The sequence below is a fragment of the Streptomyces sp. CGMCC 4.7035 genome, from assembly GCF_031583065.1.
GTDB classification, from domain to species: Bacteria; Actinomycetota; Actinomycetes; order Streptomycetales; family Streptomycetaceae; genus Streptomyces; species Streptomyces yaanensis.
In genome coordinates this window covers 61,059-79,224 of sequence record NZ_CP134053.1, presented here as the reverse complement: position 1 = coordinate 79,224, position 18,166 = coordinate 61,059, and the positions used below count along the sequence as shown (strand labels likewise).

Here is an 18,166-nt window from a genome sequence, read left to right as displayed (position 1 = left end):
CGGACCACTACTCCGCGTCCATGCCCGCCAGCACCAGCGGAAGCCGGGTCGCCCCGCCCTGCGTGAGGCGGACCGGGACGCCCCAGTCCTGCTGGTGGACATGACAGGCGGGGTATTCGTTGGCGGGGTCGTCGTCGCACGAGGCCGCCATCGCGGAGACGTGCAGTACGCCCTCCGTGACCGCCGGGTTGAGCTCCAGGGTGCGGGACAGGTCCGTGTCCGCGCCCTCACCGGACAGCAGCAGCTCGGGCGGGGTCGAGGAGACCAGCAGCCGGGTGGACGGGCCGTAGCGCACGTCCAGCTTCTGGCCGGCCGGGGCCTGGAAGACGACGTCGAGTTCGAGCTTGCCCGGGGCCACTTCGGTGGCCTCGCGCTGGGTGCGGTGGGCGACGGCCTCGACCCGTATCGCCTCCTCCGGCAGACGCAGCCGGGTCAGCCGGTGCCGGGCCGATTCCACCACCACTATGTCGTCGCCGGTCAGCACGGCGTCGCTCGGCTCACGCAGGTCCGTGGCCAGCGTGGTCACCTCACCGGTCGCGGGGTCGTAGCGGCGCAGCGCGTGGTTGTAGGTGTCGCTGACGGCGACGGATCCGTCGGGCAGGACCGTGACGCCCAACGGGTGCTGGAACAACGCCTGTTCCGCGGCGCCGTCACGGTGCCCGAAGTCGAACAGACCGGTGCCGACGGCGGTGTGGACGGTCCCGTCGAGTTCCACCCAGCGCAGGGCCGACGTCTCGGAGTCGGCGAGCCAGAGGCGGTCGGCGGTGGCCGCGAGCCCGGACGGCTGGGCGAACCAGGCCTCGGCGCCGGGCCCGTCCACGAGCCCCTCGTTGGTCGTGCCGGCCGCGACGGCGACGGTGCCGTCGGCGGGGTCGTACGCCCACAGTTGGTGCACACCGGCCATGGCGATCCACACCTTGCCGCCGAAGACGGCCACGTCCCACGGCGAGGACAGGTCGACCTCCCGGGCCGGTCCGGAGGTGGGGGAGCCCTGCCACCACTGCTTTCCGGTACCCGCGAGGGTGGTCACCTCGCCGGTGACGAGGTCCAGTCGCCGCAGCGCGTGGTTAACCGTGTCGGCGACGACCACGGAGGAGTCATCGAGGAGAGCGAGCCCCTGGGGCTCGCTGAAGGAGGCCGTCTCCGCCGTGCCGTCGGCGAAGCCGCGCGCACCGGACCCGATCCGCCGCACAACGCTCTCCCCGTCCTCGGCCAGCTCCACCAGCTGGTGCCGGGTGGTGTCGCTGACCAGGAAGTTCCCCTTCGGAAGCAGGAGCGCCTTGCCCGGGAAGCGCAGGGCCGTCGGCTCGGGCTCCGGTGCCACATACGGACCCTCGCCGCGGTGCAGCGTGCCCTTCGCCTCGTGCTCCTCCTCCAGCTCCTCGACGAGCCGTTCGATGGCGTGCACATGCCCCTCACCGGCGTGCTGCGCGACCACGTACCCCTCGGGGTCGATGACGACGAGCGTCGGCCACGCGCGCACGGCGTACTGCTTCCAGGTGGCCAGCTCGGGGTCGTCGAGGACCGGGTGCTCCACCCCGTACCGCTCCACCGCGTCCAGCACCGCCTGGTGATCCGCCTCGTACACGAACTTCGGCGAGTGGACGCCGACGATCACCACGGTGTCGCGGTGCTTCTCCTCCAGCTCGCGCAGCTCGTCCAGGACATGCAGACAGTTGATGCAGCAGAAGGTCCAAAAATCGAGAATCAATGTGCGGCCTCGGAAGTCGGCCAGCTTCAGATCCTTGCCACCGGTGTTGATCCACCCCCCTTTGCCGATCAGCTCGGGGGCACGGACACGGGCACGGCGGCGGGGCACGGCAGCAGGGGTGGGTGCCGGGGCGGCATCGTTCATGGTTCAAGGGTGCCATCCGGTCGCGAAGGGCCCGATCACGGCCGTACGCGGGTGACCTCCCTTGGCGGGACGCCCCACTCTCTGCCTCCGCCCTCGGGCCGGAGAGCACGGCGCGGAGTGGGAGAGGCGTCGTCGCAATGCTCGCGGAGCCGGCCCGCTCCGAGTCCAAGAACCTCGGCACTCGAATCGGTCACACCAAGAGGGTCTTACGCAACAAGGGCTGATGGATCGGCGGACACCCCGTTACAGGATGCGCACAAGCCGTAACGGAGAGATGCTCGACGCATACAGGGGGGCCACCGCAAGGGAGCAGTTCCATGCCACGAGACATCGACGACCAGGTCCGCCGCCGGGACCGCGACCGCGACCGCGGCGAGATCACGAGCGACGAGATCCGCGACCGGGACAGGCGCGACCCCGACAAAAACGGGTCCGAGATTTCGGACCCCGCCACCCGCCGGGAGCACCCCGAGCGGCGCTCGTCGTGGGACGACGACGATGAGGACATGCAGGAGGGCTACCGCTGAGCCGGTCCGGTCCCCGCGCGGTCCGCCCGCGGCCCCTGCGCGGTCCGTGTACGAGTCCCCCGCAACGTCGCGGGGGGCTCGTTCGGTGCTCACGTCACGAGGTGCGCACTCAGGCCAGGGCGTGCCCCGTCGTCACGTCCACGTGGTCGGGGATCCCCTCGTGGCGGTCACCGACCGTCACCGTGCCGGTGGGCTCGAACAGCAGGATCGACGCTCCGGCCGGGGCGGACGGCTTGTGCTCCATGCCACGCGGGACCGTGAGGACCGAGCCTTTGGGCAGCACGACCGTGCGCTCGCCGGCCGCCTCGCGCAGCGCGATGTGCAGCTCGCCGTCCAGGACGAGGAAGAACTCATCGGTGTGGTCGTGGGTGTGCCACAGGTGCTCGCCCTGCACCTTCGCGACGCGTACGTCGTAGTCGTTGACGGCGGTGACGATGCGCGGGCTCCACAGCTCGGTGAAGGAGGCGAGGGCTGCGGCGAGAGAGACGGCTTCCGGTTTCATGCGGTCATCGTGCGGGGCCCCGGGGCCGTCGCACGAGTGCTAGAAATCGCATATGCCGCAAGGATCCTCTCAGGCGTCGCCCGCCCATCGCGTCGTGCTCGTCGTCGACGAGAACTCCAATCCGTTCGAGATGAGCTGCGCCATCGAGGTCTTCGGACTGCGGCGGCCCGAACTCGGCCGGGAGCTGTACGACTTCCGGCTGTGCTCGGCCGCGCCCAGGACCCGGATGCGGGACGGCTTCTTCACGCTGACGGATGTCGCGGGACTCGACGCCGTCGACGACGCGGACACGCTGATCGTGCCGAACCGGCCCGACACCGACACCCCGCGCTCCTCGGAGGTCCTGGACGCCGTGCGCCGGGCGCATGCACGGGGCACGCGGCTGATCGGCTTCTGCTCCGGCGCGTTCACCATCGCGGAGGCCGGGCTGCTCGACGGGCGGCGGGCCGCCTGCCACTGGATGTGGGCGGAGTCGTTCCGGGCACGGTTTCCGCAGGTCAGACTGGAGCCGGAGGTGCTGTTCGTGGATGACGGCGACATCCTCACCGCCTCCGGCAGCGCCTCCGCGCTCGATCTCGGGCTGCATGTCGTACGCCGCGACCATGGCGCGGAGATGGCCAACGCCGTCTCCCGTCGGCTGGTCTTCGCAGCGCACCGCGACGGCGGACAGCGGCAGTTCGTGGAACGGCCCGTGCCCGACGTCCCTGACGAATCGCTCGCACCGCTGCTGGCCTGGGCCCAGGAGCGTCTGGACGAACCGCTCACCGTCGCCGACCTCGCGGCGCGTGCCGCGGTAAGCCCCGCGACGCTGCACCGCCGCTTCCGCGCCCAGCTCGGCACCACCCCCTTGGCCTGGCTGACCGGGGAGCGGGTCGCCCTCGCCTGCCGGCTGATCGAGCGCGGGGAGGAGCGGCTGGACGTGGTCGCCGCGCGCAGCGGCCTCGGTACGGCCGCCAACCTGCGGGCGCGGCTGCGGCGCGAGACCGGACTCAGCCCGTCGGCCTACCGACGGCGTTTCGGAACTGGCACGGGGGAAGCCCTCACCGTATGAGATTCCTCGTACGCGACCGGCTCCTCGGCATCGGCGACGACTACTGGATCGAGGACCAGCACGGCAACAAGGCGTTCCTGGTCGACGGCAAGGCGCTGCGGCTGCGGGACACGTTCGAACTCAAGGACCCGCAGGGGCGGGTCCTGATCGACATCCACCAGAAGATGTTGGCCCTGCGCGACACGATGATCATCGAGCGCGACGGAGGCCCACTGGCAACGATCAGGCGCAAACGCCTGTCGCTGCTCCGTAACCACTACCGCGTCTCACTGGTGGACGGCACGGAACTCGACGTCAGCGGCAAGATCCTCGACCGCGAGTTCGCCGTCGAGTACGACGGGGAACTGCTCGCGCAGATCTCCCGCCGCTGGCTGCACGTCCGTGAGACGTACGGCGTCGACATCGTGCGCGACGACGCGGACCCGGCGCTGCTGATCGCGGTGGCCGTGTGCGTGATCCACCTGGCGGAGAAGGAGCGGGAGGAGGACTGAGCACGGCACGGTGAACCGTCCGCGTTCGACGCCGGCTCGCGCCCACGGCCGCCCCGAGCAAAACACCCGCGAGGCCAGGCCACGGCGTGCCTGCGGCAGCACCGTCCGACCTGTCCGGCCTGTCGCCTATCCGGCCTGCCCGGCCTGTCGCCTATCCGGCCTGCCCGGCCTGTCGCCTATCCGGCCTGTCCGGCCTGTCGCCTGTCCGGGCCCGCGCGGCCTGCCCGGGCGCCCGTCGCGAGTCCCCGGCCGCCTTCCGGCAGCGCCTCGCGAACCAGGTGCCCTCCGTACCCGTCGGTGCCGCTACCGCGTCACCGCGAACGACAGCAGGATCGCCGCCGTCAGTTCCGGGTCGCCCTCCGCCTTGATGCGGTCCGCCACCACGTCCGCGGTGACACGGCCGCAGGCGAGGCGGACGTACGTCTCCCAGTCGAGGGTGAGCGACACGGCAGGGCCCAGCGAGGGCGCGCCGTCTATCGAGCCACGCCCCTCCGCGTCGACCCGAACCGTGCGCAGGAACTCGATGGGGCCGTGCACATCGAAGACGACCGCCGAACCGGGGGGCGCCCCCGCGTCCTTGGCGACGACGTCCGGCAGCGCGGCCAGCAGCTCGTCGCGCGCGATGTGCGCACCCGGCGAGTCCAGGTTCCCCGGCCGGCCGAGCGCCGTACGCAGGTCCTGCTCGTGCACCCACAGATCGAACGCGCGATACCGCATGGCCTCTTCGAGGGTCTGCTCGCTCCCGAACGGACCGCGCACCTTGGTGCCCGGATCCCGCGACTCGTTCCGCAGCTGGCGGTTGCGGCGGATGATCGTGTACTCGAGCTCGGACGTCATCTCCGGCGCCGTGTGGTGGCGGCGGACGTCGACCTGCATCTCCGTGTAGCGCTGGTACTCGTTCGTGACGTGGAACAGGTCGCGCGGGAGTGTGTGGATCGGGCGCGGGTCGCCGAGCATTTCGCAGTCCATGCCGATGACGTGGGAGACCACATCGCGCACCGACCAGCCCGGGCAGGGAGTACGCCGGTTCCACTCGCCCTCCACGAGCGGCAGCACCAACTCGGATATCGCTTCGATGGAGTGGGTCCAGGCATCGGCATAGGGCTGAAGAGTGGGATGCAGACTCACGGAACGGGACCCCTCGGGCGGTCGGTGCACGGGCGATGGTGACGGCAGTGTCGACGGGCGGCGACTGTCGGCGGGTGTCTCGGAACGTTAAGTTACGCTGCTGTGAGGCACCCCGGCAGTGCTTTCGTGTGACGATCGTAGGCCTGTCTAGACGGCTCGAATGCCAGGACGGTGGTAGTGTGCGCGCCTCCCTCATCCAGATGCGGGTAGACGAGGACGAATCGGTCGATTCGCGTCGGCAGCGAGCCGCCTCGCTCGTACGAGAACAAGCCGGAGTCGATCTCGTGGTGCTGCCCGAGCTGTGGACGACCGGGGCGTTCGCCTACGAGGCGTTCGGAACCGAGGCCGAGCCGCTCGAAGGGCCGACGTACGAGGCGATGGCGAAGGCGGCGAGCGATGCGGGCGTGTGGCTGCACGCCGGCTCGATCCCCGAACGCACCCCGTCCGACAGCGGCTCCGCCGCGGGTGAAGGCCCCCTCTACAACACGTCTCTCATCTTCTCCCCCTCCGGTGAACTGGCCGCTGCCTACCGCAAGATCCACCGCTTCGGCTTCGACAAGGGCGAGGCCGTGCTGATGGGTGCGGGAACCGAGCTGGTGACGGTACGTCTGCCGGAGACGACCATCGGCGTGGCCACCTGCTACGACCTCCGCTTCCCCGAGCTGTTCCGCTCGCTCGTGGACGCGGGGGCCGAAACGCTCGTGATCCCGGCGGGCTGGCCGGAGCGCCGCCGGTCCCACTGGACGCTGCTGGCCCAGGCGCGGGCGGTCGAGAACCAGGCGTACGTCCTTGCCTGTGGAACGGCCGGGACGCACGCGGGAGTTCCGCAGGCGGGTCACTCGATCGTGGTGGATCCGTGGGGCGAGGTCCTCGCGGAGGCGGGAGCCGACGAGGAAATCCTCACGGTGGAGTTCGACCCGGGGAAGGTCACGACGACGAGGGAACAGTTCCCGGCGCTGAAGGACCGGGTACTGGGCCTGGAGCGCCCGCGCCGCCGTCCGTAGCTGCGGGCGGTAGCGCTGTCCGTAGCTACGGGCATTCGTGCCGCTGGGGCGATGGGGTCCCCCCTGCTCGAGCGAAGCCGAGAGCTTGGGGGAGGGTGGGCGCCGCGGCACCTCGTACCGCCGAGCTGCGGACCCACCCCCGTCCAGCGCCAACGCCGGTGCCGAAGCGCCCAACGGCAACCCCGCCGCCGCCCTACGCAGGCGCCGCCCTACGCAGGCACATGCACCGTCTCCACCCGGCTCGCCACCAACCGCTCCCGCTCCCGACGCGCCGCCTGCTTCCGCAACCGCAGGATCTGACTCAGCCCAAGCGCCTGGAGCACGAACACCACCGAGAACGCCACGGCGTAGTTGTCACCCGTGGCGTCCAGCAGCACACCGATCGCCAGCAGCGTCGTCATGGAGGCGATGAAACCGCCCATGTTGGTGATACCGGAGGCCGTACCCTGACGCTGCGGCGGGTTCGCCGGGCGCGCGAAGTCGAAGCCGATCATCGACGCCGGACCACAGGCGCCGAGCACGGTGCACAGCCCGACCAGCAGCCACATCGGCGCGTGCGCCCCGGGGTGGACGAGCGTGGCCGCCCACAGCACCGCCGTCGCCCCGACCGTCCCGAGCGCCAACGGCAGCCGCGCCGCGTGGTGCCGGGCGACGATCTGCCCGTACACCAGGCCGATGAGCATGTTCGACAGCACGACGAGCGTGAGGAGTTCACCGGCCGTCGCCCGTGACAGCCCCTGCGCCTGGACCAGGAACGGCAGGCCCCACAGCAGCAGGAACACCATCGCCGGGAACTGCGTCGTGAAGTGCACCCACATGCCGAGGCGGGTGCCCGGTTCCCTCCAGGACGCCGCGATCTGCCGCCGCACGTACGCCGAACCGAGGTGCGGGAACGGCTCCGGCTCGTACCCCTCGGGGTGGTCCTTGAGGAAAAGGAGGAGCAGAACAAGCACGACGACTCCGGCGAGCGCGCTGCCGCCGAACGCGGCCGTCCAGCCCACACCGTGCAGCAGCCGGGCCAGGACGAGCGTGGAGACCAGGTTGCCCGCCATGCCGACCAGACCGGCGAGCTGCGCGACCAGCGGACCGCGACGGGCCGGGAACCAGCGGGTGCCGAGCCGCAGCACGCTGATGAACGTCATCGCGTCACCGCAGCCGAGCAGCGCGCGCGAGGCGAGCGCCGTACCGTACGAGGGGGAGAGGGCGAAGCCGAGCTGACCGGCCGTGAACAGGACGACCCCCATCGTCAGCACCTTCTTGGTGCCGAGGCGGTCCACCAGCAGGCCGACAGGTATCTGCATGCCCGCGTACACGAGGAGCTGGAGGATCGAGAAGGTGGACAGGGCGGACGCGCCCACGTGGAAGCGGTCCGCGGCGTCGAGACCGGCCACGCCCAGCGACGTGCGGAAGATGACGGCGACGAAGTAGACCGAGACGCCGATGGCCCACACGGCGATGGCACGTCGGCCGCCCGGCGGGTCGCCGGGCAGGGACACGGAGCGGGACCTTTCGGAGCGCGCACTCATCGCACCTCACCCCGGGCCAGGTTGGAGAACCAGCTGACGTGCCGGTGGACGATGGTGACGGCCGCCTCGGTGTCGCCGGCCCGCAGCGCCTCAAGGATCTCCTCGTGCTCGGTGAGCGTCTTGGCGATCCGGTCGGGGTGAGAGTGCATGACCGCGACCCCCATCCGCAGCTGGCGGTCGCGGAGTTGGTCGTACAGCCGGGAGAGGATCTCGTTGCCGCCGCTGCGCACGATCTCGGCGTGGAACGTGCGGTCGGTGAGCGCGGCACCGGTCAGATCGCCGGCGGCGGCCTGTTCCTTCTGACGCGCCAGCAGTTCTTCGAGGCGGGCGATCAGACCGGGCGGCGCGGGCACGGCCTTGCGGGCCGCGTGTTCCTCGACGAGCTGACGCGTCTCGACCACGTCCGCGATCTCCTGGGCGGAGACGGGCAGGACGAGCGCCCCCTTCTTCGGGTAGAGCCTGATCAGCCCTTCGACCTCCAGCCGGAGCAGCGCCTCGCGCACGGGCGTCCGTGAGACGCCGACCTCTTCGGCCAGCTCGCCCTCGGTCAGCAGCGTTCCGCCCTCGTAGCGGCGCTCCAGGACGCCCTGCTTGACGTGCCTGTACACGCGGTCCGCGGCGGGCGGTTGTTTGATGGACGGCTTCTCGGGAGCAGGGGCGGCGGACGGAGCTGAAGGCATGGGCACATCATAGATACAACACGTACGCATGCCGATGAGCGTCCACGATGCGGACCGGCGCGCCCTCAGCCGAATTTGGTCCCAGCAACCGCACATCCATTTGTGCTACTTACGAGTCTCACCACGAGGCGGTCTCTTCATCTGGCCGCACTCCAGGGGCATTTGGCTGCATTTATATGCATCAGAGACGCAATCGGAGCGTTCAACTTGATTACCGGCATTAAGGGCGCACGAGTTCGCAGGGCCGTCGCGGCAGTGGTCACCACCGGCGCCGTGCTCACCACCGGCGCGCTCACCGCGGCGCCCGCGCAGGCCGTGACGAAGCCCACGATCACCGCCAAGGGCGGCTTCGTGATGAACAACGGCACCGGCAGGACCCTGTTCACCAAGGCCGCGGACACGCGCCTTTCCACCGGCTCCACCACCAAGATCATGACGGCCAAGGTGGTGCTGTCTCAGTCGAACCTGAACCTGGACGCGAAGGTCACGATCCAGAAGGCCTACAGCGACTACGTCGTCGCGAACAACGCTTCCCAGGCTCACCTGATCGTCGGCGACAAGGTCACCGTCCGTCAGCTGCTGTACGGGCTGATGCTGCCCTCCGGCTGCGACGCCGCCTACGCGCTCGCGGACAAGTTCGGCTCCGGCACGACGCGTGCCGCGCGCGTGAAGTCCTTCATCGGCAAGATGAACAAGGCGGCCACGAGCCTCGGTCTGACGAACACGCACTTCGACTCGTTCGACGGCATCGGCAACGGCAGCAACTACTCGACGCCGCGCGACCTGACGAAAATCGCGAGCAGCGCCATGAAGAACTCCACCTTCCGCACGGTCGTGAAGACGAAGTCCACGACGCAGAAGGCGACCACCAAGAGCGGTGGCTACCGCTACTACAACTGGACCAACACCAACCCGCTACTCGGCACCTACAGCGGCGCGATCGGTGTGAAGACGGGCTCCGGCCCGGAGGCCAAGTACTGCCTGGTCTTCGCCGCGACCCGCAACGGCAAGACGGTCATCGGTACGGTCCTGGCGTCCACGTCGATCGACAACCGCCTGGCGGACGCGAAGAAGCTGCTGAACTACGGCTTCGCCGTCTGATCCGCATCACCCACGGCACGAAGGGGCCGGCCGCTCGTCGCGGTCGGCCCCTTCGTCATGCGTACGCTCCCGGCGGCTACGCCCAGGTGATCAGCCGTTTCGGCTGCTCCAGGATGGCCGCCACGTCGGCGAGGACCTTCGAGCCCAGTTCGCCGTCGACCAGGCGGTGGTCGAAGCTGAGCGCCAGGGTGGTGACCTGGCGGGGCTTGACCTTGCCCTTGTGGACCCACGGCTGGAGCTTGATGGCGCCGATCGCGAGGATCGCCGACTCGCCCGGGTTGAGGATCGGCGTGCCCGTGTCGACGCCGAACACGCCCACGTTCGTGATCGTGATCGTGCCGCCCTGCATCGCCCCCGGGGACGTCTTGCCCTCGCGGGCCGTGGCCACCAACTCGCCCAGCGCCTCGGCGAGCTGCGGGAGCGTCTTGTCGTGCGCGTCCTTGATGTTCGGCACGATCAGACCGCGCGGGGTGGCCGCCGCGATGCCCAGGTTCACATAGTGCTTGCGGACGATCTCCTGGTTCGCCTCGTCCCAGGACGCGTTGACTTCCGGGTTCCGCTTGATCGCCACCAGCAGGGCCTTGGCGATGAGGAGAAGCGGGTTCACGCGCAGGCCGTGCAGGTCCTTGTCCTGCTTGAGCTCCTCGACCAGCTTCATCGTGCGCGTCACATCGACCGTCACGAACTCCGTGACGTGCGGCGCGGTGAACGCCGAGCCGACCATCGCCTGGGCGGTGGCCTTGCGGACGCCCTTGACGGGGATACGGGTCTCCCGTCCGCTGTCGTACGTCACCACCGGCGCAGGCGCCTCGACGGCGGCCGGGGCCACGGGTGCCGCGGGCGCCTCGGGCGCGGGTGCGGACGTCACCGCCGCGTGGACGTCCTCGCGGGTGATGATCCCGTCCGGACCAGACGGAGTCACCGTCGCCAGGTCGACGCCCAGGTCCTTGGCGAGCTTGCGCACCGGCGGCTTCGCGAGCGGACGCGTCTGCTTGCCGTGCCCGTTCAGCTCGCCCTGGAGTGCCGCGGCCGCGTAGACGGCCTCCCCGGTGGCCGCCGGAACTCCCTTGCGGGGGCGGCGCCTGGTGGAGGACTCGGCCACCCCGTAGCCGACGAGGACCGGCTTGCGGCCCTCCGGCTTGGGCTCCTCGGCCGCCGGCTCGGCGGCCGCCGGCTCGGCGGACGCGGGCCTTGGCTCCGAGGTCTCCTCGGCCGGCGCGGGCACCTGAGCGGCGGGGGCGCCACCGGTCACATCGACCGCGATGATCGAAGTGCCGACGTCCACCGTGGTGCCCTCGGGGAAGTGGAGTGCGCGGACCACTCCGTCGTACGGAATGGGCAGCTCGACGGCCGCCTTCGCCGTCTCCACCTCGCAGACGACCTGTCCGTCGGAGACCGTGTCACCCGGCTGCACATACCACTTGAGGATCTCGGCCTCGGTGAGTCCCTCGCCCACGTCGGGCATCTTGAACTCACGTACGGACGCGTCAGTCATCGTCGTCACGACCCTCTCCTCAGTACGCCAGCGCGCGGTCGACGGCGTCGAGTACCCGGTCCAGGCCCGGCAGGTACTCCTCCTCCAGTCGCGCCGGCGGATACGGCGCGTGATAGCCGCCGACCCGCAGCACCGGAGCCTCCAGGTGGTAGAAGCACCGCTCCGTGATCCGGGCGGCGATCTCCCCGCCCGAACCGAAGAACACCGGCGCCTCGTGCACCACGACCAGGCGTCGGGTCTTCTCCACCGACGCCTGGATGGAGTCGAAGTCGAGCGGGGAGACCGAGCGCAGGTCCAGCACCTCGAGGGACTTGCCCTCCTCCTCGGCGGCGGCCGCGACCTCCTGGCACACCTTCACCATCGGCCCGTACGCGGCGAGCGTCAGATCCGTGCCCTCGCGCACCACGCGCGCCTTGTGCAGGGGCCCGGGGATCGCCTCGGGGTTGACCTCGGCCTTGTCCCAGTAGCGCCGCTTCGGCTCGAAGAAGATCACCGGGTCGTCGCTCTGGATGGCCTGCTGCATCATCCAGTACGCGTCCGACGCGTTCGACGGAGAGATGACCTTCAGGCCCGCCACGTGCGCGAACAGCGCCTCGGGGGACTCGCTGTGGTGCTCGACCGCGCCGATGCCGCCGCCGTACGGGATACGGACGACAACCGGAAGCTTGACCTTGCCGAGCGAGCGGGCGTGCATCTTCGCCAGCTGCGTGACGATCTGGTCGTAGGCCGGGAACACGAACCCGTCGAACTGGATCTCCACCACCGGCCGGTATCCACGCAGGGCGAGACCGATCGCCGTGCCGACGATGCCCGACTCGGCGAGCGGGGTGTCGATCACCCGCTCCTCGCCGAAGTCCTTCTGCAGACCGTCGGTGACACGGAAGACGCCGCCGAGCTTGCCGACGTCCTCGCCCATGACCAGGACCTTGGGGTCCGACTCCAGGGCCTTGCGCAGCGACTCGTTGATCGCCTTGGCGAGTGCCATCTTCTCGGCCATGTCACCTTCCCCCTTCAGCGTCCGCGAACGACGCCTGGTAGGCGGCGAACTGGGCCCGCTCCTCGTCGACGAGCACGTGCCCGTCCGCGTACACGTTCTCGAAGATCGCGAAATGGTCCGGGTCCGGCATGGCACGGACCGCTTCGCGTACTCGCCTTCCCAACGCTTCGCTCTCCGCCTCGAGTTCCGCGAAGAATCCCTCGTCCGCGTGGTTTGAGGCCTCGAGATACGCGCGCAGCCGGGCGATCGGGTCCTTCACCTCCCAGGCGGCCCGCTCGTCGTCGTGGCGGTAGCGGGTCGGGTCGTCGGAGGTGGTGTGGGCGCCCATGCGGTAGGTGAACGCCTCGACCAGGGTCGGGCCCTCGCCGTTGCGCGCCCGCTCCAGCGCCCACTTGGTGACGGCGAGGCAGGCCAGGACGTCGTTGCCGTCGACGCGCACGCCCGGGAAGCCGAAGCCCTGCGCGCGCTGGAAGAGCGGCACACGGGTCTGCTTCTCGGTGGGCTCGGAGATCGCCCACTGGTTGTTCTGGCAGAAGAACACGACCGGGGCGTTGTAGACCGCGGCGAAGGTGAACGACTCCGCGACGTCGCCCTGGCTGGAGGCGCCGTCGCCGAAGTACGCGATCACGGCCGAGTCGGCGCCGTCCTTGGCGACGCCCATGGCGTAGCCGGTGGCGTGCAGCGTCTGGGAGCCGATGACGATCGTGTAGAGGTGGAAGTTGTTGCTGTTCGGGTCCCAGCCGCCGTTGTTCACGCCGCGGAACATGCCGAGCAGGTTGGTCGGGTCGACCCCGCGGCACCAGGCGACGCCGTGCTCGCGATAGGTCGGGAAGACGTAGTCGTCCTCCCGGGTGGCCCGCCCCGAACCGATCTGGGCGGCCTCCTGGCCGAGCAGCGAGGCCCACAGGCCCAGCTCGCCCTGGCGCTGCAGAGACGTGGCCTCGGCATCGAAGCGGCGGGTCAGCACCATGTCCCGGTACAGACCACGCAGCTCTTCGGCGGTGATGCCGTCGACGTACGAGTCGTACTCGGCGTTCTTGACCCGCTTGCCCTCGGGCGTCAGCAGCTGAACGAGGTCGGGATCGGTGCCCTTCCTGGGCGTGGTGCGCTTGGTGCCGGTGGTGCCGGCCTTGTTTCCGGCGCTGCGTCGCGGCTTGCGCGCGGCAGTGCTCTCCACGGTCACGTGTGCTCCTCCGTCGGTCCGGCCCCCGGGTTCGCCGGGTGCCTGGGGGTCCCCCGTGCCCGTTCAGGGCTTGGGAGAGAGGCTCGCCTGCGGCGCACGGACACACGGGGTGGGTGCGGCTCGCGCGGACAGGCGTGACAGGTGCCCCGGCGAGCGCCCTGCAGTAGGCACGTTACCCAGTGCTCCACATTTCTGTGAAACCCCTCCTGACCTGGGATTTTGCTTGGATTTCCAAGTAAATCGAGTAAGTCGGGAACAGGTGCTGGTCACAGCCTTGCAGGGGGCCGGAACAACGGCACGTTATCCCGCTCACCTGGAGCACGGGAAGACATCATCTTCGGCGGCGCCGGAGGTGTCGTGCGACGCGCGACACGTCGGCGCGGGTCCGGGTCCGCGACCACTTCCGCGGACATTCTGTGATCAAGTGTGACCATCTGTGACACCCCCAGGTCACAGCCCCGGCTCGCGTCCTGCCATCCGGGCGTGCTGCGCCGCTCGGCCGCGAGGGGCGCACGGTCCCGGTCGTCGGGTGGTGCGCTCTTGCCGGCCGTGCGCTCTTGCGGGCGGAGAAGCGAGCCGGAAGTGGCGACGATGCCGGCGGAGGGCGTACGCGCGGCAGGGTGGCGGGGTATCGGCGGGGCGGCCGTCGGACGCGCGGCCGCCGGGAACGCGCACCGGACCGAGCACGGGGCGCGCGCTTCCGCCGAGCGCCCCAGCGCACTCCCGAGCGCCCGGCACGGGCCGTGACGGCGTGCAGGCCCTCCGCCCAGCACCGCAGGAGCTCCCGAGACGCCCTGAGAACGCCACGCGCGCGTGGAGCCCGTTTCCGGGTCGCACGCGCGCGTAAAGGCTCTTTTCGCGCGGACGGCCGGCCCGCTGTTGGCGAACGGGGCCGGGTCGCTGTTGGCGAACGGGGTCAGCCCGCTCTTGTAGTACGGCGGTCGGCCGGGCCCGTCACTGCGGGGGCCGGTCGCTCGACGCCCGTCAGGGCGCCGGCGGCGTCTCGCCTCCGGTGCCCCCTCCCCCGTCCGACGGTGGGGGCGTGGTCACGCCGCTCGAGGGCGTCGCCGTCGAGTCGTCCGGGGGCGGCGACTGAGTCGTGTCGTCGGAGGGCTCCGGTGTCGTCGCCGGCGGGGTCGACGGCCGCTCGGTGTAGCTTCGCGACGGCGTGTACGAGGGCGTGCTGTAGTCCGAGCCGGTGCCCGTGTCCGAGCTCTCGTCCGTGGACGTCTGGGTTTCCTCGTCCGACGGCGTCTCGCTGACCTGATTGTCCTTGCTGGACTTGGTAACGGTCGGCGACGGCGACGTACTGGTGTCGCCGCCGTTGCCGCCGGTGTTCTGCAACGCCAGCGCGACACCCGCGGCAATGGCGATGACCGCGAGGACCGCGAGGACCCACAGCTTGCCGCGGCCACTGCCCTTGTTTCCGTGTCCCTCGAAGCCGCCGTCGTCCCCGCCGCCGTACCCCGCGGGCAGGATCGGCTGCGGAATCTGCGTGGTGCCGGCCTCGCCCGGGTGCGGCAGCATCGTCGTGCCGGCGAAGCCCGCCGCCGGGGTGTGCCGGCCGTCGTGCATCTCCACCGGACCGGTGTTCCAGGTGCCGGTGTGGCTCCCCTGGTCGTACAGCATCTGCAGCGCGTACTGGACAAGACCGCGCATCTCCTCGGCGGTCTGGAACCGGTCGTCCGGATCCTTCGCGAGCGCGCGCATCGCCAGGCCGTCCAACTCCGGCGGTGACGCCCCGTCCGAAATCTGGGACGGCGGCACCGGAATATCCTGAACGTGCTGGTACACCACGGACAGCGGCGTCTCGCCGACGAACGGGGGCCGCAGCGCGAGCAGTTCGTAGAGCAGGCAGCCGGTCGCGTACAGGTCGGAGCGGTGGTCGACCGCCTTGCCGAGCGCCTGTTCCGGGGAGAGGTACTGCGGCGTGCCCATGACCATGCCAGTCTGCGTCATCGTCGTGGACGCCCCGTGCAGGGCGCGGGCGATGCCGAAGTCCATCACCTTCACGGCGCCGTTGTTGGTGATGATGACGTTCGCCGGCTTGATGTCGCGGTGCACGATGCCGTGCTGGTGCGAGTAGGCGAGCGCCTCCAGGACGCCCGAGACGATGATCAGGGCCTGCTCGGGGCCGGGTGCCTCGGCGTTGAGCAGCAGGTCGCGGATCGTGCGGCCTTCGACGATCTCCATCACGATGTACGGCACCGACTGGCCGCCCACCTGGTCCTCGCCGGAGTCGTACACGGCGACGATCGCGTGGTGGTTGAGCCCGGCCACCGACTGGGCCTCGCGCGTGAAGCGGGCCTTGGAGACCGGGTCCTCGGCGAGGTCGGAGCGGAGCAGCTTGACCGCGACGGTCCGGCCGAGGCGCACGTCCTCGGCGGCGAACACCTCGGCCATGCCGCCCCGGCCGAGTCTGCGGGTCAGCCGGTACCGGCCGTCCCCGACAAGCCCGCCGTTGCCCCAGGTCTCCGGCGCGTCTGACATCCCGCCGCCACTCGCCTCGGGGTCGGACGGGCCCTGGGCGCGCTGCGTCTGTGCCATCAGTCCTCGCCGTCGTTTCTGCCCGCGGTGTCTGCGCGGTGGTTGTTACGGTCTCCGACGGGCCACGCTACAGGCTCCGCGCAAGGCGCCGGTCCGAGATCGAATCGAGACGGACCCGCCGGCAAACCCTCCGCAGGACCCCACGTGCACATTCCGTGCACGGGCTGTACGCCCGCTGTAACGCTTACGCGACGCTTCTTTCGCGTACGGTCACGGAACGGGCACCGAGCTTTGACGTGTCTCTGCCCTGGGGCAGACTTGGCGGACAGGCCAGTGGATCACGGAGCACCGCTCTTCGAACGCCGGAGAACGGACAACGATCACGGACCGCGGAAGCACAACCAGCCGCTGCCGCCGCGCCGATGGGGGACGCAGAACATGAGCCAGGACGGCGCGCAGGGCCGGTATGGCGCGCAGGGCCGGTATGCGGGGCGATCGATCGCCGACGGCCGTTACCAGCTGCGCGACTTGCTCGGCCAGGGCGGCATGGCCTCGGTCCATCTCGCGTACGACACGGTGCTCGACCGCCAGGTCGCGATCAAGACGCTTCACACAGAGCTGGGTCGCGAACAGGCCTTCCGTGAGCGGTTCCGGCGCGAGGCGCAGGCCGTGGCCAAGCTCACGCACACGAACATCGTCTCGGTCTTCGACACCGGCGAGGACACGGTGTTCGACAGCGGCTCCGCCGCGGGCGGCGAGACGACGACCCCGTACATCGTCATGGAGTACGTCGAGGGCCGGCCGCTCGGCTCGGTCCTCGACTCGGACATCCAGCAGTACGGTGCGATGCCGGCCGACAGGGCGCTGAAGGTCACCGCGGACGTGCTGGCGGCCCTGGAGATCAGCCACGAGATAGGCCTGGTCCACCGGGACATCAAGCCGGGCAACGTGATGGTGACGAAGCGGAACGTCGTCAAGGTGATGGACTTCGGCATCGCCCGCGCCATGCAGTCCGGCGTCACCTCCATGACGCAGACGGGCATGGTGGTCGGCACACCGCAGTACCTCTCCCCGGAACAGGCCCTCGGCAGAGGCGTGGACGCACGAAGCGACCTCTACTCGGTCGGCACCATGCTGTTCCAACTGGTCACCGGGCGGCTGCCGTTCGACGCGGACTCGCCGCTTGCGATCCTGTACGCACACGTGCAGGAGGAGCCGGTGGCTCCGTCGTCGATCAACCGCTCGCTGCCGCCCGGTGTGGACGCGCTGATCGCCCGCGCGCTGAAGAAGAACCCGAACGAACGCTTCCCGAGCGCCGAGGCGATGCGCGACGAGTGCCTGCGCGTGGCCGCCTCCCTCACGGCCGCCGCGCCGAGCATCGTGCCGGGCGCCCGGATGTCCAGCAGCGCCGGTGTGAGCTCCGCGATCTTCCCGCCGGTCGGACAGTCGACACCGGCCCCGGCAGGCCCGGTGCAGCCGCCGTACCAGCCCGGGCCGTACGGCGGCTCGATCCCCGCCCCGCCGCCGACGCCGCCGCCGGCGCCGGCGCCCGCGTACGGCTACCCGCAGCAGGGCGGCTACCAGGCGCCGCCACAGGCCACCGGGTACACGCCTCAGCAGTCCGCGCCACCGCGGGCCACCGGGTACGCGCCCCAGCAGCCCGCGCCGACCCCGCCGCCGTACAACCTCGCCCCGCGGCCCCCCGCGCCCGCCATGGGCGGCTCGGGCACGCGGAAGAGCAACCGGGGCTTGATCATCATCTCGGTCGTGGTCGCCCTGGTCGCGCTGGGCAGCCTGGTCACGGCGCTGAAACTGCTGGGTCAAGCCGACGACGTCTCCACCGACTACAAGGGCCCGGACAGGACGAAGACGATCGAGACCACGAAGTGCACGGAGCCGTTCGAGTCGTACGACGACCCGAAGAAGATCCGAGTTCCGAACTTCATCTACAAGGACATCGACTCCGTCAAGTCGTGCTTCAGGGCGGCGGGTTGGAAGATGAAGATCAACGCCATGGATGAGAACACGTTCGGCGAGGGCATCGTCGTGGGCCAGTCCCCGGGCGTCGGCACGGACGTCAACCCGAAGAAAATGCCGACGATCGAGCTCAGCGTGTCGACGGGCAACCCGCCGTGAGCC

Annotated in this window: 15 protein-coding genes; 6 read left to right on the top strand and 9 right to left on the bottom strand. The window is 70.2% G+C overall.

Going from position 1 to position 18,166, the window contains the following annotated elements:
- Positions 1-7: 7 nt before the first annotated feature.
- Entirely contained in the window at positions 8-1,855 is a 1,848-nt protein-coding gene (locus Q2K21_RS00360; RefSeq protein WP_310763023.1) for an NHL domain-containing thioredoxin family protein, read from the bottom strand.
- A 317-nt stretch (positions 1,856-2,172) separates the two neighbouring features.
- Between Q2K21_RS00360 and Q2K21_RS00355 the strand changes: the two genes are divergently transcribed.
- On the top strand, positions 2,173-2,382 hold the full coding sequence (locus Q2K21_RS00355) for a hypothetical protein (protein ID WP_310763022.1): 210 nt from the start codon (positions 2,173-2,175) through the stop codon (positions 2,380-2,382).
- Positions 2,383-2,491: 109 nt separating this feature from the next.
- On the opposite strand, the gene Q2K21_RS00350 is transcribed toward Q2K21_RS00355, so the two are convergent.
- Positions 2,492-2,884, bottom strand: a complete 393-nt coding sequence (locus Q2K21_RS00350; protein ID WP_310763021.1) for a cupin domain-containing protein — start codon at positions 2,882-2,884, stop codon at positions 2,492-2,494.
- 52 nt (positions 2,885-2,936) lie between these two features.
- On the opposite strand from Q2K21_RS00350, the gene Q2K21_RS00345 reads away from it, so the two are divergent.
- Both Q2K21_RS00345 and Q2K21_RS00340 read left to right on the top strand, forming a co-directional pair.
- A complete protein-coding gene (locus Q2K21_RS00345) occupies positions 2,937-3,935 on the top strand; it encodes a GlxA family transcriptional regulator (RefSeq protein ID WP_310763020.1) in 999 nt (332 codons plus the stop codon).
- Positions 3,932-4,426, top strand: coding sequence for an LURP-one-related/scramblase family protein (locus tag Q2K21_RS00340; RefSeq protein WP_310763019.1), 495 nt, complete (start codon positions 3,932-3,934; stop codon positions 4,424-4,426). Before Q2K21_RS00345 ends, Q2K21_RS00340 begins: the two co-directional genes overlap by 4 nt.
- Before the next feature lie 303 nt (positions 4,427-4,729).
- Here the strand turns inward: Q2K21_RS00340 and Q2K21_RS00335 are convergent, their stop codons facing one another.
- The gene (locus tag Q2K21_RS00335) at positions 4,730-5,554 is read right to left on the bottom strand and encodes a maleylpyruvate isomerase family mycothiol-dependent enzyme (RefSeq protein WP_310763018.1); all 825 of its coding nucleotides are present in this window, start codon (positions 5,552-5,554) and stop codon (positions 4,730-4,732) included.
- A gap of 179 nt (positions 5,555-5,733) precedes the next feature.
- Here Q2K21_RS00335 and Q2K21_RS00330 point away from each other — a divergent pair, with 179 nt between their 5' ends.
- A complete protein-coding gene (locus Q2K21_RS00330) occupies positions 5,734-6,558 on the top strand; it encodes a carbon-nitrogen family hydrolase (protein WP_310763017.1) in 825 nt (274 codons plus the stop codon).
- A 209-nt stretch (positions 6,559-6,767) separates the two neighbouring features.
- On the opposite strand, the gene Q2K21_RS00325 is transcribed toward Q2K21_RS00330, so the two are convergent.
- Positions 6,768-8,084: an MFS transporter gene (locus Q2K21_RS00325; protein ID WP_310763016.1), complete on the bottom strand. Its 1,317-nt coding sequence runs from the start codon at positions 8,082-8,084 to the stop codon at positions 6,768-6,770.
- Positions 8,081-8,764, bottom strand: a complete 684-nt coding sequence (locus Q2K21_RS00320; protein WP_310763015.1) for a GntR family transcriptional regulator — start codon at positions 8,762-8,764, stop codon at positions 8,081-8,083. The genes Q2K21_RS00325 and Q2K21_RS00320 overlap by 4 nt, the downstream gene beginning before the upstream one ends.
- Positions 8,765-8,971: 207 nt before the next feature.
- On the opposite strand from Q2K21_RS00320, the gene Q2K21_RS00315 reads away from it, so the two are divergent.
- The gene (locus tag Q2K21_RS00315) at positions 8,972-9,865 is read left to right on the top strand and encodes a D-alanyl-D-alanine carboxypeptidase family protein (RefSeq protein WP_310763014.1); all 894 of its coding nucleotides are present in this window, start codon (positions 8,972-8,974) and stop codon (positions 9,863-9,865) included.
- A gap of 76 nt (positions 9,866-9,941) precedes the next feature.
- Here Q2K21_RS00315 and Q2K21_RS00310 read toward each other — a convergent pair whose 3' ends face one another.
- From Q2K21_RS00310 to Q2K21_RS00295, 4 genes are all read right to left on the bottom strand, one after another.
- Positions 9,942-11,369, bottom strand: coding sequence for a dihydrolipoamide acetyltransferase family protein (locus Q2K21_RS00310; protein WP_310763013.1), 1,428 nt, complete (start codon positions 11,367-11,369; stop codon positions 9,942-9,944).
- 10 nt (positions 11,370-11,379) lie between these two features.
- Positions 11,380-12,357, bottom strand: coding sequence for an alpha-ketoacid dehydrogenase subunit beta (locus tag Q2K21_RS00305; RefSeq protein WP_310763012.1), 978 nt, complete (start codon positions 12,355-12,357; stop codon positions 11,380-11,382).
- Position 12,358: 1 nt separating this feature from the next.
- Complete coding sequence (gene pdhA, locus Q2K21_RS00300; protein WP_310763011.1) at positions 12,359-13,540, bottom strand: pyruvate dehydrogenase (acetyl-transferring) E1 component subunit alpha; 1,182 nt, start codon at positions 13,538-13,540, stop codon at positions 12,359-12,361.
- Positions 13,541-14,524: 984 nt separating this feature from the next.
- Entirely contained in the window at positions 14,525-16,087 is a 1,563-nt protein-coding gene (locus Q2K21_RS00295) for a protein kinase domain-containing protein (RefSeq protein ID WP_310763010.1), read from the bottom strand.
- 378 nt (positions 16,088-16,465) lie between these two features.
- Between Q2K21_RS00295 and Q2K21_RS00290 the strand changes: the two genes are divergently transcribed.
- Positions 16,466-18,163 carry a protein kinase domain-containing protein gene (locus Q2K21_RS00290; RefSeq protein WP_310763009.1) on the top strand — a complete coding sequence of 566 codons (1,698 nt, stop codon included), beginning with the start codon at positions 16,466-16,468 and terminating at the stop codon, positions 18,161-18,163.
- Positions 18,164-18,166 lie beyond the last annotated feature (3 nt).

Excerpts from the sequence above, each read along its gene's own strand:
- Q2K21_RS00360 (WP_310763023.1), bottom strand. The coding sequence starts at position 1,855 with ATGAACGATGCCGCCCCGGCACCCACCCCTGCTGCCGTGCCCCGCCGC.
- Q2K21_RS00355 (WP_310763022.1), top strand. The coding sequence starts at position 2,173 with ATGCCACGAGACATCGACGACCAGGTCCGCCGCCGGGACCGCGACCGC.
- Q2K21_RS00350 (WP_310763021.1), bottom strand. The coding sequence starts at position 2,884 with ATGAAACCGGAAGCCGTCTCTCTCGCCGCAGCCCTCGCCTCCTTCACC.
- Q2K21_RS00345 (WP_310763020.1), top strand. The coding sequence starts at position 2,937 with ATGCCGCAAGGATCCTCTCAGGCGTCGCCCGCCCATCGCGTCGTGCTC.
- Q2K21_RS00340 (WP_310763019.1), top strand. The coding sequence starts at position 3,932 with ATGAGATTCCTCGTACGCGACCGGCTCCTCGGCATCGGCGACGACTAC.
- Q2K21_RS00325 (WP_310763016.1), bottom strand. The coding sequence starts at position 8,084 with ATGAGTGCGCGCTCCGAAAGGTCCCGCTCCGTGTCCCTGCCCGGCGAC.
- Q2K21_RS00320 (WP_310763015.1), bottom strand. The coding sequence starts at position 8,764 with ATGCCTTCAGCTCCGTCCGCCGCCCCTGCTCCCGAGAAGCCGTCCATC.
- Q2K21_RS00305 (WP_310763012.1), bottom strand. The coding sequence starts at position 12,357 with ATGGCCGAGAAGATGGCACTCGCCAAGGCGATCAACGAGTCGCTGCGC.
- Q2K21_RS00295 (WP_310763010.1), bottom strand. The coding sequence starts at position 16,087 with ATGGCACAGACGCAGCGCGCCCAGGGCCCGTCCGACCCCGAGGCGAGT.
- Q2K21_RS00290 (WP_310763009.1), top strand. The coding sequence starts at position 16,466 with ATGAGCCAGGACGGCGCGCAGGGCCGGTATGGCGCGCAGGGCCGGTAT.